Below are 13,410 nucleotides of genomic sequence, written 5' to 3' on the forward strand. Positions count from 1 at the left end.
GCGAGCGCGCCGGAGAAGTGCAACCGATCACAGAGGACGGGCGGGAGTTCCTGCGCCGGCCAGGCGGTCCAGAGCGTCGGCGGCGATCACGCTCAGCGAGCGCAGGCCCAGTTCCCCGAAGACGTCCAAGGCGGCGCTGAGCGCCATGGCCGCGGAGGCGCGTTCGCCGTGGTCCTGGCCGGTGATGTCGATCCGGGCTTCATAGAGGCGCGCCAGGTTCACCTGCAGCAGGGCCCAGGCCGCCGGGTCGCGCCGGGCCGAGATTGCGGCCAGCTCTATCTTGAAGGCCGCCTCGGCCGCGTCCAGCACGGTCAGGTCGCCGGAAAGCTCGGCCGAACGCGCCAGGCAGAGCGCGCGGTTCGAGGCGCCCAGGGCCCGTAGCGCCAGCCCCGGCGCCTTGCGCAGGACGTGGGCCGCGCGGTCGTAGCAGGTGACGGCCTGCTCGTAGGCACGCTCGGAAGCGCCGGCCTCGCCGAGGGCCTGCAGGCCTTGCGCAAGCGCCGTCTGGGCCTTGGCCCAGTCCAGCGGACTGTGCTCGCGGGAAAGTTCGCCGACCACGTCGGCCAAGGCGGTCACGGCCAGGGCGAGGCTCTCGACGTCCCCCGCCACCTCGCCCAGCAGCGCCATGGCCTGGCCGCGCAGGGCCGCGGCTCGCGCCCAGCTCAGGGGTTCGAAGGTGCTGTCGAGGCCCTTGAGCGCCCGCTCGGACTCGTCACGGGCCATGGTCAGCAGCTCGGCGTCGCGCAGCCGCGCGCCCCATGCGATCAGGATGTCGGCCAGCACCAGCCGCGCCTCGACCGCCAGCAGGCGCGCGGCCCGGCAGCGCTTGGTCAGGCTCTGCAGCCCGGCGATCGGCGCGGCGAACCGGCCCGCTGCGGCGCGGGCCGCGCGGGCGTCGGCGAAGGTCATCTGCTCGCGCGCCTCGATGGCGGCGATTCCCAGGTCGGCCAACGGCAGGGCCAGGCCGCCGCGGGCCGCAGCGCGCGCCTCGCGGAAGGCGACCTCGGCGGCCGCGTTCAATCCCTCGTCCCCGAAAAGCTCGGCGCCTAGCATGGCGCAGAAGGCCTGCTCGCAGCGGGCCCGCGCCCAGCCATCCGGCCGGCGCTCCCTGCCGAAGGCCTCGGCGGCCGCCTCGGCGGTCGAGGCGGCCTTGCGAAGCATCGAGGCCTCGCCGGACCGGCGTGCGACCTCGCGCCAGACGATGGCGCTCTCCAGCCGGCGCTGGGCTTTGTCCTTGGCGCCGACGCGCCCGGCGGCGGTGTCGGCCGCGCGACCTTCCTGGGCGATCATGCGCAGATCGAGCAGCTCCAGCAGGGCTGCGTCGCCTCCCGTCAGCCCGTCGCGCGGCGGATGGATGACGTCCGCTCCGAACAGTCGCTTCAGTTCTCGACCGAGCTCGAACATCCAAAGGCTCCGATCACCCTGCCGTCTCAACACGAGACGCGCCCAAAGGGTTCAGACCAGACCGAGCAAACCCGGAGCCGCCATCGTAAACAAGTGGTTAACGGCGCAGCTATGGTTAACAAAGCCTAAATTTCTTGTGTACGACCCGTGACCATACTCGGCCCGGTTCTTGCTTAACGTTGAGGCCGACGCTGGGGGTCTGCCGACTTTCACACAATCGCGCTTGTTTCCGCCTCAATTGCTGGGGACGCTTTCCGGGCAACGGAGGCGCACATGAACCCCATCACAGGTTTGGTCCGACGCTTGAATGCCGTGAGTCTCAGCGCCGATGCACGGCGCATTCGCGACGAGCGGCTCACCTACCTCACCCCCGACAAGCTCAACCGCCTGGAGGGAACCCTGCGCGAGACCCTCAGGCTCGACGTTCCGGGCGATGTGCTGGAGTTCGGCGTCGCCCTCGGCGGCTCGGCGGTCCTGCTGGCCAAGCAGGCGACGGCGGCGGGTCACCGGTTCGCCGGTTTCGACGTCTTCGCCATGATCCCTCCCCCAACCTCCGAGAAGGACGACGCCAAGTCCAAGCAACGCTACGAGACCATCGCCGCCGGCGAGTCCAAGGGGATCGGCGGCGATTCCTATTACGGCTATCGCGACGACCTCTATGCCGACGTGATCGCGACCTTCGAACGCCACGGCTTGGCGGTCGACGGCCAGCAGATCGCCCTGGTCAAAGGCCTGTTCGAGGACACCTGGCCGACCGCGGGGTCGAAGAGCGTCGCCTTCGCTCACATCGACTGCGACTGGTACGACCCGGTGAAGTTCTGCCTGGAATCGGTGGCCGAGCGGCTGTCGACCGGCGGGGTGATGATGCTGGACGACTACAACGACTACGGCGGCTGCAAGACCGCCACGGACGAGTTCATCGCCGCCAATCCCGGCTTCCGCTTCGAACCGGGCGTGAACCCGATCATCCGGAAGGTCGTGAACTAGGCCCGTTCCTTCGAGCGTTCGAACCCGACCTTCGGGAAGCGCTCGCCGACATAGCCGATTTCCCAGGAGGACTTGGCCAGGAACACCGGCTGCTCGTCGATGTCGGCGGCCATCGCGCCCTTGTGCTTGTTCGCGAAGTCCTCGACGTCGGCCTTCTCGCCCGACAGCCAGCGCGCCTCGGAATAGGGCGCCGGCTCGAAGATCACCTCGAGCTGGTACTCGTTGGCCAGCCGGTCGGCCATGACCTCGAACTGCAGTTGGCCAACGGCGCCGACGATGAAGTCCGAGCCGATCACCGGCCGGAAGAGCTGGGTGACGCCCTCCTCGGCCAGGCCTTCCAGCGCCTTCTTGAGATGCTTGGCCTTCAGCGGATCCTTGACCCGCACGCGCTGCAGGATTTCCGGCGCGAAGTTGGGCAGGCCGGCGAACCGCAGCAGGCCGCTTTCCGACAGGCTGTCGCCCACCCGCAGCACCCCGTGGTTGGGAATGCCGATGACGTCGCCGGCGAAAGCTTCCTCAGCCAGTTCGCGGTCCGAAGCGAAGAACATGATCGGCGCGTTGACCGAAAGCTGGCGCCCGGTGTTCTGCACCTTCAGCTTCATGCCGCGCTGGAACTTGCCCGAGGTCAGGCGCAGGAAGGCGATCCGGTCCCGATGGTTCGGGTCCATGTTCGCCTGCACCTTGAAGACGAAGCCGGTCACTTCGCGATCGCCCGGGGCGACGTGGGTCGGCTCGCCGCTCTTCACCGCCGCCACGGCCTTGGGCGGCGGGGCGTAGGCGCCCAGGCCCGCCAGCAGTTGGTCAACTCCGAAGTGGCGCAGGGCCGAACCGAAGAACACCGGCGTCATGTGACCTTCCAGGAAGGACTTCGGGTCGAAGGGCTTGGACGCCTCCTGGACCAGCATCGCGCTCTCTTCCAGCTCGCCCTGCTCTTCGGGATCGAGATAGCTGACGATGGCGTTGCCGCCGAAGGCGACCGGGTCCGGGTGGCCCTCGTCGCGGTTCTTGGAGAACGGCACGAACTGCTGGCTGCGCAGGTCCAGCATCCCCTTGAACCGCCCGCCCGAGCCGGCCGGCCAGAACAGCGGCGCCGGATCGAGCGCCAGCTTCGAGGCGATCTCGTCCAGCAGTTCGATGGGGTCCTGGGCCTCGCGGTCCATCTTGTTGATGAAGGTCACGATCGGGATGTCGCGCAGGCGGCAGACCTCGAAGAGCTTCAGGGTCTGGGGCTCGATGCCCTTGGCGGCGTCCAGCACCATGACGGCCGCGTCGGCCGCGGTCAGGGTCCGGTACGTGTCTTCGGAGAAGTCCTCGTGGCCGGGTGTGTCCAGCAGGTTGAACATCAGGCCGTCGTGGTCGAACGTCATGACGCTGGCCGAGACCGAGATGCCGCGCTCGCGCTCGATCTTCATCCAGTCGGAACGGGTGCGGCGGTTCTCGCCGCGGGCGCGCACCGCGCCGGCCGCCCGGATCGCCCCGCCGGCCAGCAGCAGGTTTTCCGTCAGGGTCGTCTTGCCGGCGTCGGGATGGGAAATGATCGCGAAGGTGCGGCGGCGCGCGGCCTCGGCGGCGGGAGAAGTGCTCATCAGGCGGCGATAGCACCCCTTTTGGCCTGTGCGAAGCCGGCGCGCTCAGCCCATCGCCTGTTCGACCGCGTCGACGGCCGCCGGGGCGGCGAGCTGATCCATCCGGCATTGCCGCGGCGCCTTGTCGGGACGCCAGCGCAGCAGCCGGGTTCCATGCCGGAAGCGATCGCCGGTGACATGGTCGTAGCGGACTTCCACCACCAGTTCGGGCCGCAGCGGCGTCCACTCGGCGGTGCGCTCGGTGGTCCAGCGGCTCGGCCCGCCCGGCGCCTTGCCGGTGAAGCCCGGCGGCTCGGCCAGCGCCTCCAGCCGCCTGGTCAGCGCCGGCCGCTCGGCGCGGGCCAGGCCCGAGGTGAAGCCGACATGGTCGAGCAATCCGGCATCGTCGTAGAGGCCGAGCAGCAGCGAACCGACCTCCCGGGCGTCACTGGCGTAGCGGAACCCGCCCACCACGCAATCGGCCGTCCGCAAGCGCTTGATCTTCAGCATCGCCCGTTCGCCCGGCCGATAGGGATCGTCCGCCCGCTTGGCGATCACCCCGTCGAGGTCCGCTCCCGAGCCGGCCAGCCAACGCCGCGCTTGCGCAAGGTCTGCGCTCTGCGGAGAAAGCCGCAGTTCGGGCCGGTCACCAAGGTCGCCGAACAGTTTCTCGAGCGCGCGCCGCCGCACCGTCAGCGGCTGGCCCATGAGGTTCCGCCCCTGCGCATCGGCCAGGCAGTCGAACAGCACGTATTGCGCCGGCGTCTCCCGGGCCAGCCGGCTGACCCGGCTGGCGGCCGGATGCAGCCGCATCTGCAGCGCCTCGAACGACAGCCGCCCGTCTATGGCGATGGTCAGCTCGCCGTCCAGCACGAAGCGCTGCGCGGGCAGGCTCCCCAGCATCCGGACGATTTCCGGAAAATAGCGGCCGAGCGGCTTGCCCGACTTGGACCGCAACTCGACCTCCCCGTCCGACCGGAACGCCAGGCAGCGGAAGCCGTCCCACTTCGGTTCGAAACGCCAGCCCTCGTCGCCCGGCAGGCGCTCGACCAGCAGCGCCTCCATCGGCTCCAGGTCCAGGGACGGTGCAGCGGGTGCGGCGGGCGGCATGGAAGGCCAACGGCCGCCGCCGCCAGCACGTTCCCGCTGCGGCTCAGGCGGCCAGCCGCCGCCAGACCTCGCGATCGGTGGCCAGGGTATCCATCTCGCCGGCCGCCTGCCGGCTGGACAGCCGCGCCATGACCGTGAAGTCGAGATTGGCGTAGCGGATGCTCACCTCTTCCGGCGCGCAGCCATAACGCGGCGCCACGAACAGCGCCGCGTTGATCGAGGGCGCCTTGGCCAGGATGAGGGTCGCCAGCCGCCGACCGCGCTCGGGCCGGTCGAAATGCAGCAGCGGCTCTTCGGAATAGAGCTCCTGCCCGAGCCGGCTGATCACGTTGAACGGCAGGGCCTGAAACGCCCGCTGGCTGATCTTGGGCCACGGCTTCAACCCTTCGAGATTGAAGACGACGTCGTTCAGCAGGAAGAGCATGGCAGGAAGCGCTTGCGCCGGCGAAAGTCCTATCGTGTCCCACGCGCATGCCTAAGGTGCGATTGAGAAGCGCGGTTAATCCGGCCGCCGGGAGCGCCTTGGCCGCCCATCCGACCAGGCCAGTTCCGCCCTAACCCTGCTCCACCGGCTCGGTCAGGAAATGCCGCCCTTCGCGGTCTTCGATCTCGACGACCCATATGTCCGGATCGATCCGCACGGCGCGCTCGATATAGCGGTCCAGGTCGGGCTCCTGGTCCGAGAGCGCCGGGCGCATCCAGATCCGCTCGCCGTCGCCCTGGGTCGCCTCGGCATAGAGCCGGGCGGTGCCGTCGCTGCGATTGAGCACCTTCACCAGCACGCTGCCGGCCCGCGCGTCGCCCTTGCGCCCCACCACCGCAAAGCCGCCGCCGAGTTCGACCCGGCGGATCAGCGCGGCGACCCAGATGTCCGTGGAAAGCAGCATTAACCAGTCTCGATAATCGAACGAAAACGCTAATTTCTTAGGTTAGCCGCCAACCTATACGAGAAAAACAAAAGGCATGACGAGTACGCGCAGAAACGCGCGGCCCGTCGTGTGTGGATGGATGGGGTTAGCTGCGGCGGGGTGCGTCCTTGCTGCGCCTGGTGTTTCGGCGGCGGGAGCCGCGGACCTCTTCTACGAGCGCACGGTGATGGCCGCCGCCGACCAGAGGTGCGGCCTGTTCGAACCTGCGGTCAGCGCGGCCCTGGCGGCCGGGCGCATGCAGGCCCAGGGGGCGGCGCTGCGGGCCGGCGCCAGCAAGGCCGTCCTGGCCAGCGTCGAGCGGCGTGCAACCGCCAAGGCGGCGTCGACGCCGTGCGCATCGGCGGACCTTGCCGTGGCCGCATCGCGCGTGCGCAGCGCCTACGAGGCCTACGCCCAGCTCAGCCGCATGAGCTATCCTGGAGAAATCTCTGAGTGGCGGGCCGACCGAACCGGGAGCACGGCGATGCGATGGCGGCTGCAGCAGTCGGCCAGCTTCGGCGCCGATCGCATGATCTTCGGGCTTGCCGGCCGCGACGGCGCAGCCAACCTGCTGGCCATCGCCGTCTTCCGGGACGGCCGCGCGCCCTTCGCCGCTCGGCTGGTTTTGCGCGACGCAGATACGACCCTTGGGCCCCATCTCGACATGCGCGGCCAGTCGATCAGCACCCTTCCGTTGTCCAGGCGCCTGCCGCCGGCCAGCGGGCAGATCGTTTATTCGGCGGAGGCCCGCAGCACGGCCGGCGCCGACCTGCTCCCCGCCGGTTCGAAGTCGGGCTGGGCCTTCCGCTTCCCCAATGAGGCGGCCAAGGCGCTCGCCGAACTCGACCCGCGCGAGGCGGTGGCCGTCGAATTCCTGTTCTCGGGACCAGGCCGCGACACCATTCGCCGCGCCTATGTGGAGGTCGGCGATTTCGCGGCCGGCCGCGCCTTCCTGCAGGTCGCCGCTCGCTAGGCCGCCACGCTAAGCGACGGAAGACGGCTCTATAACCGGCAGACGCACCGTCACGGTGGTGCCCTCCCCGAGCTGGCTCTCGATGATCATCTCGCCGCCGTGGAGCCGCGAGAAGGAACGGACCAGCGACAGCCCCAACCCCACGCCGGCCGCCTTCTGAGCCGCGCCGCCGGCCTGCTCGTAGGGCCGACCAAGGCGCTGCAGGTCCTCGGCCCCGATCCCGACGCCGGTGTCGGCCACCACCAGCTCCAGCACATCGTCGTCTCCGCGCAGGGCGACAGTGACCGCCCCGCCGCGCGGCGTGAACTTCAGGGCGTTTGAAACCAGGTTCAGGGCGATCTGCTTGAGCGCGCGCCGGTCGGCGAGGATTTCCAGCGGATCGTTGGGCAGCAGCCCGCGCAGTTGCACGCCCGCCCGCTCGGCCTGGCCCCGCATCAGCCGCAGCACACCCGACACCCCGTCGCGGGCGTCGAAGGTCTCGCGCGCCAGCTCGTAGCGCTCGGCCTCGATCTTCGACATGTCGAGCACGTCGTTGATCAGGTCCAGCAGGTGATCGCCGGCCTCATGCACCAGGTCGGCATATTCGGCGTAGCGGTCCGACAGCGGCCCGAACAATCGCTGCCGCATGATGTCGGAAAAGCCCATGATCGCGTTCAGGGGCGTGCGCAGCTCGTGGCTCATATTGGCCAGGAAGCGCGACTTGCCGGTGTTCTGCGCCTCTGCCTCGGCGCGCGCGGCCTCCAGGGCGGCCTCGCGCCGCCGGGCCTCCGTGGCGTCGCGCAGCGAGCCCATCAGCCGCCCCGACCCGACCTGCCTCAGGGAAAGCTCCAGCCAGACCTCGGGTTCGACGGCGGGCGCGAAGCCGACCTCGGCCGAGCCGTGGGCCAGGGCCTCGCCGATGGCGCCGGCGAGGCGCTCGCGGTCGACGTCGGCCACCAGATCGGCCAGCAGGCGACGCCCGGCCAGATAGCCGACGGCGCCGCGCGGCTCGACGCCCCAGGCGGCGCTGATCCGTCCTGCGGCGTCGAGCGCCATCAGCAGGTGAGGCTGCTGGTCGAGGGCGAAGCTCGCCCGGGCCAGCTCCAGCCGCCGGCGCTGGTCCTCGCGCGCCAGGTTCCGCTGAAGCACCACCAGCCCTGCCGCCAGGGCGATGATCGCCGAGGCCAAGGCGAAACCGGACAGCACCGCATCGACAGCAGGCTCGAACGAGACGCCCCGGAAAGTGAGGCCGCCCAGCGCGGCCACGCCCACGGCGGTGAGCGATGCGGCGGCGCCGAGCGCGAGGCGCTCGCCACGCCCCATGGCCGCCGCCAGGGCCAGCGGCGTCAGGCACCAGGGCCCGAGCGGGCCGAGCACGCCGCCGGTGATCACGACAAGCAGAGCCGCGGCCACGGCCAGCCCGGCGATCGCCAGCACCGGTCCCAGGCCGGACGGCTTGGCCGCCGACAGGCTCCTGGCTGGCATGTTCTCGATCACGAGCGGTGCTGATCCTCGGTGATTAACCTTTTCCGATCCGGACACTAGCGACGCAAGTGAGTCCCCGCGAGGCCGCTCGCGCACCGAGCGACCCAAGTTGGGTGAGTCGATGGCGACATCTTGTTCATCGCAACGAAATCGTAAGCGGCGGGGCTCTAGCCTCATCGCCAGGACAGACCGCGAGGCTCTTTGCGTTCCATGGCCCAGGCGGCGCCCACCTCCCCCCGTAGCGGGGCAGAGCCAGACCGCGACAGCGCGCGCCGGCGGCTTGCGCAGGATGACGCTCGCCGGTCCTTCCTGCGCATGGTCAGCCACGAGTTGCGCACGCCGCTCAACTCGATCCTCGGCTTCTCGGAGATCCTGGCCTCGGAGCTCTACGGGCCGCTGGGCGCGCCGCAGTACAAGGAATACGCCGACATCATCCGCACCAGCGGCGCGCGGTTGCTGAAACTGGTGAACCAGGTCCTCGAGATCGCTCGCCTGGAAGGCGGCGCCATGGATCTCGACCTTCGCCAGGAGTCCCTCGACCACGCCCTGGATGACGTGCTGGACAACCTGAAGGACGAGTTCGCCCTGCGCGGCGTCTCAGTGGTGATCGAAGGCCAGGGCCAGTTGCCCAATGTGCGCGCCGACGCCCGCGCCTTGCGCAGCGTCCTGACCAACCTGTTGCAGAACGCTGTAACCTTCAGCCCCGATCGGGGAATCGTCCGCGTGCGCGCCGTCGCCAAGGGCCACCATGTCGCCGTGTCGATCATCGACCAGGGCGCCGGCGTGGATCCGCACGAGATCCCGCGGCTGTTGCGCCCCTTCGAGCAGGGCGAGAACGCGCTCACCCGCCATAGCGAAGGCGCCGGCCTTGGGCTTCCCATCGTGGAGCTCCTCTGCACCGCCATGGGCGGGCGCCTGCGCCTGATTTCGTCGCCGGGAGAGGGCATGACCGCGCAAGTCCGGCTGCCCGCGGCCTGAAGACCCGTTGCGCCGAACGCCCGGGGCGCCTAAGTCGCCAACGTACATGAGCAAGATCGATCAAAGACTGGATGAACTCGCTGAGGAGTTCGACTTCCTGGACGACTGGGAAGATCGCTACCGCTACGTGATCGACCTCGGCCGCGACCTCGCACCCCTCACCGACGCCGAGCGCAACGAGGCCAACAAGGTCCGCGGCTGCGCCAGCCAGGTCTGGCTGGTGACCGAACCTCAGCCCGACGGCTCCATCGTGTTCCGCGGAGATTCGGACGCGCACCTCGTGCGGGGCCTGATCGCGGTGCTGTTGCGCCTGTATTCCGGCGAAAAGCCCGACGCCATCCTCGCACTCGACCCCAAGGCCGCCTTCGATCGCCTCGGCCTTAGCGGCCACCTCTCCGCGCAAAGGTCCAACGGCCTGGCCTCCATGGCCGCCCGCATCCGCCGCGACGCCGAGGCCCTGGCGTCGGTTTAGGCTCGCCCTCCCTCATCATGAAGGGGGGCCAGATTTCCTGGAACCCCTAAGCCGCGCGGATCCCGCTGGCGGTGTCGCCCTGGACGCCGACCACGGCGTCGTAGCCGAGAATCATGTCGACGTCCGTGCCGTTGGAGGCCAGCGGCAGGCGGAGCCAGAGGATCGAGATATGGGCCGCGCCGCGCCAGGCGAGGCTGTGCACCCCTACCGATGGACGGCGGCTTTCCACTAGCGAGCCCAGCTCGCGGCGCCAGTAATCGGTGGCCGCGGAATTGTAGACCTCGGAGAGCCGGCGACCGGTGATCTCGCGGCCATAGACGCTGTAGAGGCCGGTGCCTGCCAGCCGCAGCCGGAAGTCCAGCGGCTCGCGGTCGACTTCGATCAGGCTGATCGTGGGCAGGAGGCGCTTGAAATCGGCGGGCCGGATGTCTTCCCGCCCAGGCAAGCGCCCTCTCCGCCGAAGCTGCGCCCAATAGGCGTACAGCTCCTCGTGCGCCCGCGCGGCCGCCGCCGATGCTCCCATTTGTGCGGCCATATTCAGATTCCTTAACAACCCCTTGGAATCACGACGAATCACTTATCGCCCAGAGGGTGATTCTCGGGCAAGCGAAATCCCTAACCGCCGTCAAGAAATCAGGCCGAAACGTGGCGAACGGGCCACGCCGGGCGCCACGGCGTCGCCGAAAACAAAAACGCCCGCCGGTGAGGGCGGGCGTCTCGTCAGCCTGGAGGCCGATGGATCTTACTTGGCGCGCTTGCGGGGCGCCTGGCGGCCGCCTTGGCCCAGGCCCATCTGCTTGGCCAGGTCCGAGCGCGCCTTGGCGTAGTTCGGCGCGACCATCGGGTAATCCTTCGGAAGACCCCACTTCGCGCGGTATTCCTCGGGGCTCATATTGTACTTGGTGCGCAGGTGCCGCTTCAGCGACTTGAACTTGCGGCCATCTTCCAGACAAACAAGATAGTCCGGAGTGATCGAGCGGCGAACGGGAACGGCAGGTTCCTTCGGCGCAGCCTCTTGAACGTCGGAACCGGTGGAAATACCGGCCAGGGCGCGATGGACGCTCTGGATCAGGTTGGGGAGATCGGCCGCCGCGACCGAATTGTTCCCGACATACGCGGAAACAATATCCGCCGTCATCTCAATGACTTCCGATTTCTCGTCCATATTTCTCGGTTCCGTGAGCGCGATCGCGCCTAGCTGGGGGATGACTGATTCACAACACCAGTGACGGCGTTAATATCTGGATCGCAATTGATGCACAAGCATCGAATAGAGACTCTTCTTCAAACACTAGTGGGACGGCCAAGTCTTTGCGCTCGACGCACGACGGGGTTGCGTATGCTGCGAATATTGCAGCGCCGAAAGGCGCGCCCGAAGCCAATGATTAGCCGCCAAATGCCTTGGTAAACGCGCCGTTAGGCGTGTTTTTCGCCACTGAGTATTCTTCTCTTACGTCATCGCCGAGCTCGCCAATTGCGCGCAGCAGCGCCGGCGTCAACGATGACGTCATTGACCAATCCCAATAGCGCAGCATGGTCTGGGCGCGATCGACCGAGACCACGTCGTAGGCGACGAGCCCCTGCTCCAGTCCGCGCTCGTCGGCCCCCCGGCCGAGACCTTCCCAGAGCGTACGCAGCGCCTTTTTCGGAAGTCCCACCGCCTTGCAGAGAATGCCCGCCGGTTCCGCCCCCGGATCGGCGAACACCTTGGCCGCCGTGCTGACCTTCACCGCCGACAGATAGGCTATCTCCTCGATGACCTCAGAGGTGAGGCCGCCGCGCGCCGCCTCGACCACCGCTTCCAGGCTCGGCCGACCGTCGAGGCCGTCCCGTCGCCGCTGGCGCGGGTCGATGAAGCCGAGGGCGCGGGCCGACAGCTCGTCGATCTGCCCCTCCTCCGTTGCGATCGCAAAGATGTCGCTGGTCGCCTCGCGCAGGATGTCCCGGGACACGCCGAACCGCTGAAGGATCAGGACCCGCGCGTCGGCGTCCGCCCACCAGAACAGCACGTAGGCGTGCGCCGGCCGCAGTTCCCGGCGACGCAACAGCTCGCGGGTCAGGCGGGCGTCGCCGCGGCCGATGGCCACCACCGCCTCGACCCCGGCGTTGGAGAACCGCGCGCCCTCGTTCCGCAGCAGGCATTCGAGCACCAGCACCTCGCCGGCCTCGATCAGCCCATCGGACACGACCTCGCTGACCTCGCGCCGAAGAGCGATCAGGCGGCGATGCTCCAGACGCCCCATCCGCGCGCAGTCGAGAAGGTCAGCGTCGGAGAGCGACTTCGCATTGACCAGCAGTTCCTCGGCGACCTCCACCTCGTCCCGCAGCAGCAAGCGCACGAGCGTCGCGGGGATTTCCGACAGGCCGGCGAGGCGATGAGCGACCTTGCGGCGCTCGGCCGGCGCGGCCTCGCGCAGCATGTCCACCAGCAGGTCAGCAGTCATCGCCCGCTCGAAGGCGTTGATCCGCGATCCGGGCAGGCTGACCACGTCGGCCAGGCGTTTGAGAAGCGCCGTACGGGTCCGCGACGACGACGCTTCGAGCTCAGGCGACGGCAGTTTCATGACGGGTCCGGCAGAAAACCTGCCGATCAGGCAACCATACCGCCCTTAACCGGGGGTTCACTTGAAGCTTGGGGCGCTCCAGTGTTCCCAGATGTCCGGCAGGTCAGTGGACACCCTGTCAGGAAAGGCGGGCGGCCGCTTTTCGAGGAACGACGTCACCCCTTCGCGCGCGTCGGCCATCTTGCCGCGGACCTGGATGCCGCGGCTGTCAGCCCGGTGCGCCTCCATCGGATGCGAGGCCCCGGCCATGCGCCAGATCAATTGGCGGGTGATGGCGATGGAGACCGGCGCGGTGTTCTCGGCGATCTCCCGCGCCAGGGCGCTGGCCGCCGGCAGCAGCTCATCCGGCGCGTGCAGCGAACGCACCAGCCCCCGCTCATGCGCTTCCTGGGCGGAGAACACCCGCCCGGTGTAGCACCACTCGAGCGCCGTCTGCGGACCGACTAGCCGCGGGAGAAACCAGGAGGACGCCGCTTCCGGATTGAGCCCGCGCCGGGCGAAGACCAGGCCGAACCGCGCCTCGGTGGAGGCCAGGCGGATATCCATCGGCAACTGCATGGTCACCCCGACCCCGACCGCAGGCCCGTTCACGGCGGCGATCACCGGCTTGAGGCTGTCGAAGATCCGCAGCGAAACCAGCCCGCCGCCATCGCGCTGGACCCCGTCCGGCTGGCGTGCGGCCATCGCGTCTGCCCCCTGGAGGTCGTAGTTGAAGGTCTCGGCGCCCGAAGAGAGATCGGCGCCGGCGCAGAACCCCCTCCCTGCTCCGGTGACGATCACAGCCTTCACCGCGTCGTCCGCATCGGTCGCGTCGAAGGCCGCGAGCAGGTCCTTCATCATCCGCATATTGAAGGCGTTGAGCTTTTCAGGTCGGTTCAGGGTGATCGTCGCCACCCCCTCATCGACCTCGTACTTGAGGGTCTCGAAGCGTCGATCGGCCATGTCGTCCTCCCTTGCTTGGAAGCTAATCGGCCCCGCTTGACGG

The 13,410-nt window shown here is 68.7% G+C and carries 14 protein-coding genes; 4 read left to right on the forward strand and 10 right to left on the reverse strand.

Annotation, left to right across the window (positions count from 1 at the left end):
* Positions 1-27 precede the first annotated feature (27 nt).
* Positions 28-1,404, reverse strand: coding sequence for a hypothetical protein (locus ABID41_RS02745; RefSeq protein WP_354297141.1), 1,377 nt, complete (start codon positions 1,402-1,404; stop codon positions 28-30).
* 312 nt (positions 1,405-1,716) lie between these two features.
* On the opposite strand from ABID41_RS02745, the gene ABID41_RS02750 reads away from it, so the two are divergent.
* The gene (locus ABID41_RS02750) at positions 1,717-2,391 is read left to right on the forward strand and encodes a TylF/MycF/NovP-related O-methyltransferase (protein WP_331932896.1); all 675 of its coding nucleotides are present in this window, start codon (positions 1,717-1,719) and stop codon (positions 2,389-2,391) included.
* On the opposite strand, the gene ABID41_RS02755 is transcribed toward ABID41_RS02750, so the two are convergent.
* The 4 genes from ABID41_RS02755 to ABID41_RS02770 all read right to left on the reverse strand — a co-directional run bounded on the left by ABID41_RS02755 (position 2,388) and on the right by ABID41_RS02770 (position 5,953).
* Positions 2,388-3,977: a peptide chain release factor 3 gene (locus ABID41_RS02755; protein WP_331932897.1), complete on the reverse strand. Its 1,590-nt coding sequence runs from the start codon at positions 3,975-3,977 to the stop codon at positions 2,388-2,390. The two genes, ABID41_RS02750 and ABID41_RS02755, sit on opposite strands and share 4 nt — an antisense overlap.
* A gap of 45 nt (positions 3,978-4,022) precedes the next feature.
* Entirely contained in the window at positions 4,023-5,066 is a 1,044-nt protein-coding gene (locus ABID41_RS02760; RefSeq protein WP_354297142.1) for an ATP-dependent DNA ligase, read from the reverse strand.
* A 43-nt stretch (positions 5,067-5,109) separates the two neighbouring features.
* Positions 5,110-5,490 (reverse strand): hypothetical protein, encoded by a 381-nt coding sequence (locus tag ABID41_RS02765; RefSeq protein WP_331933078.1) that lies wholly within the window; start codon positions 5,488-5,490, stop codon positions 5,110-5,112.
* 130 nt (positions 5,491-5,620) lie between these two features.
* Positions 5,621-5,953 carry a DUF1491 family protein gene (locus ABID41_RS02770; protein ID WP_331933077.1) on the reverse strand — a complete coding sequence of 111 codons (333 nt, stop codon included), beginning with the start codon at positions 5,951-5,953 and terminating at the stop codon, positions 5,621-5,623.
* 121 nt (positions 5,954-6,074) lie between these two features.
* Here ABID41_RS02770 and ABID41_RS02775 point away from each other — a divergent pair, with 121 nt between their 5' ends.
* Positions 6,075-6,947 carry a hypothetical protein gene (locus tag ABID41_RS02775; protein ID WP_354297143.1) on the forward strand — a complete coding sequence of 291 codons (873 nt, stop codon included), beginning with the start codon at positions 6,075-6,077 and terminating at the stop codon, positions 6,945-6,947.
* A 9-nt stretch (positions 6,948-6,956) separates the two neighbouring features.
* Here the strand turns inward: ABID41_RS02775 and ABID41_RS02780 are convergent, their stop codons facing one another.
* A complete protein-coding gene (locus tag ABID41_RS02780; RefSeq protein ID WP_354297144.1) occupies positions 6,957-8,423 on the reverse strand; it encodes a sensor histidine kinase in 1,467 nt (488 codons plus the stop codon).
* Between the two features lie 198 nt (positions 8,424-8,621).
* Between ABID41_RS02780 and ABID41_RS02785 the strand changes: the two genes are divergently transcribed.
* Both ABID41_RS02785 and ABID41_RS02790 read left to right on the forward strand, forming a co-directional pair.
* Positions 8,622-9,389, forward strand: a complete 768-nt coding sequence (locus ABID41_RS02785) for a sensor histidine kinase (protein WP_331928323.1) — start codon at positions 8,622-8,624, stop codon at positions 9,387-9,389.
* A gap of 46 nt (positions 9,390-9,435) precedes the next feature.
* Complete coding sequence (locus tag ABID41_RS02790; protein WP_331928325.1) at positions 9,436-9,861, forward strand: SufE family protein; 426 nt, start codon at positions 9,436-9,438, stop codon at positions 9,859-9,861.
* Positions 9,862-9,907: 46 nt separating this feature from the next.
* On the opposite strand, the gene mopJ is transcribed toward ABID41_RS02790, so the two are convergent.
* The 4 genes from mopJ to ABID41_RS02810 form a co-directional block, all read right to left on the reverse strand.
* On the reverse strand, positions 9,908-10,396 hold the full coding sequence (mopJ, locus tag ABID41_RS02795; protein WP_331928327.1) for a motility/cell cycle regulatory protein MopJ: 489 nt from the start codon (positions 10,394-10,396) through the stop codon (positions 9,908-9,910).
* A gap of 207 nt (positions 10,397-10,603) precedes the next feature.
* Positions 10,604-11,026 (reverse strand): Ros/MucR family transcriptional regulator, encoded by a 423-nt coding sequence (locus ABID41_RS02800; protein ID WP_331928329.1) that lies wholly within the window; start codon positions 11,024-11,026, stop codon positions 10,604-10,606.
* A 220-nt stretch (positions 11,027-11,246) separates the two neighbouring features.
* Positions 11,247-12,425, reverse strand: a complete 1,179-nt coding sequence (locus ABID41_RS02805; protein WP_331928331.1) for a DUF2336 domain-containing protein — start codon at positions 12,423-12,425, stop codon at positions 11,247-11,249.
* A gap of 57 nt (positions 12,426-12,482) precedes the next feature.
* Positions 12,483-13,367, reverse strand: a complete 885-nt coding sequence (locus ABID41_RS02810; RefSeq protein WP_331928333.1) for a crotonase/enoyl-CoA hydratase family protein — start codon at positions 13,365-13,367, stop codon at positions 12,483-12,485.
* Positions 13,368-13,410: the final 43 nt, after the last annotated feature.

The sequence above is a fragment of the Phenylobacterium koreense genome, from assembly GCF_040545335.1.
GTDB classification, from domain to species: Bacteria; Pseudomonadota; Alphaproteobacteria; order Caulobacterales; family Caulobacteraceae; genus Phenylobacterium; species Phenylobacterium koreense.

Bases quoted from the DNA above. Each gene is read 5' to 3' on its own strand.
- ABID41_RS02745 (WP_354297141.1), bottom strand. From the start codon at position 1,404: ATGTTCGAGCTCGGTCGAGAACTGAAGCGACTGTTCGGAGCGGACGTC.
- ABID41_RS02755 (WP_331932897.1), bottom strand. From the start codon at position 3,977: ATGAGCACTTCTCCCGCCGCCGAGGCCGCGCGCCGCCGCACCTTCGCG.
- ABID41_RS02760 (WP_354297142.1), bottom strand. From the start codon at position 5,066: ATGCCGCCCGCCGCACCCGCTGCACCGTCCCTGGACCTGGAGCCGATG.
- ABID41_RS02765 (WP_331933078.1), bottom strand. From the start codon at position 5,490: ATGCTCTTCCTGCTGAACGACGTCGTCTTCAATCTCGAAGGGTTGAAG.
- ABID41_RS02770 (WP_331933077.1), bottom strand. From the start codon at position 5,953: ATGCTGCTTTCCACGGACATCTGGGTCGCCGCGCTGATCCGCCGGGTC.
- ABID41_RS02775 (WP_354297143.1), top strand. From the start codon at position 6,075: ATGGGGTTAGCTGCGGCGGGGTGCGTCCTTGCTGCGCCTGGTGTTTCG.
- ABID41_RS02785 (WP_331928323.1), top strand. From the start codon at position 8,622: ATGGCCCAGGCGGCGCCCACCTCCCCCCGTAGCGGGGCAGAGCCAGAC.
- ABID41_RS02790 (WP_331928325.1), top strand. From the start codon at position 9,436: ATGAGCAAGATCGATCAAAGACTGGATGAACTCGCTGAGGAGTTCGAC.
- mopJ (WP_331928327.1), bottom strand. From the start codon at position 10,396: ATGGCCGCACAAATGGGAGCATCGGCGGCGGCCGCGCGGGCGCACGAG.
- ABID41_RS02800 (WP_331928329.1), bottom strand. From the start codon at position 11,026: ATGGACGAGAAATCGGAAGTCATTGAGATGACGGCGGATATTGTTTCC.
- ABID41_RS02805 (WP_331928331.1), bottom strand. From the start codon at position 12,425: ATGAAACTGCCGTCGCCTGAGCTCGAAGCGTCGTCGTCGCGGACCCGT.
- ABID41_RS02810 (WP_331928333.1), bottom strand. From the start codon at position 13,367: ATGGCCGATCGACGCTTCGAGACCCTCAAGTACGAGGTCGATGAGGGG.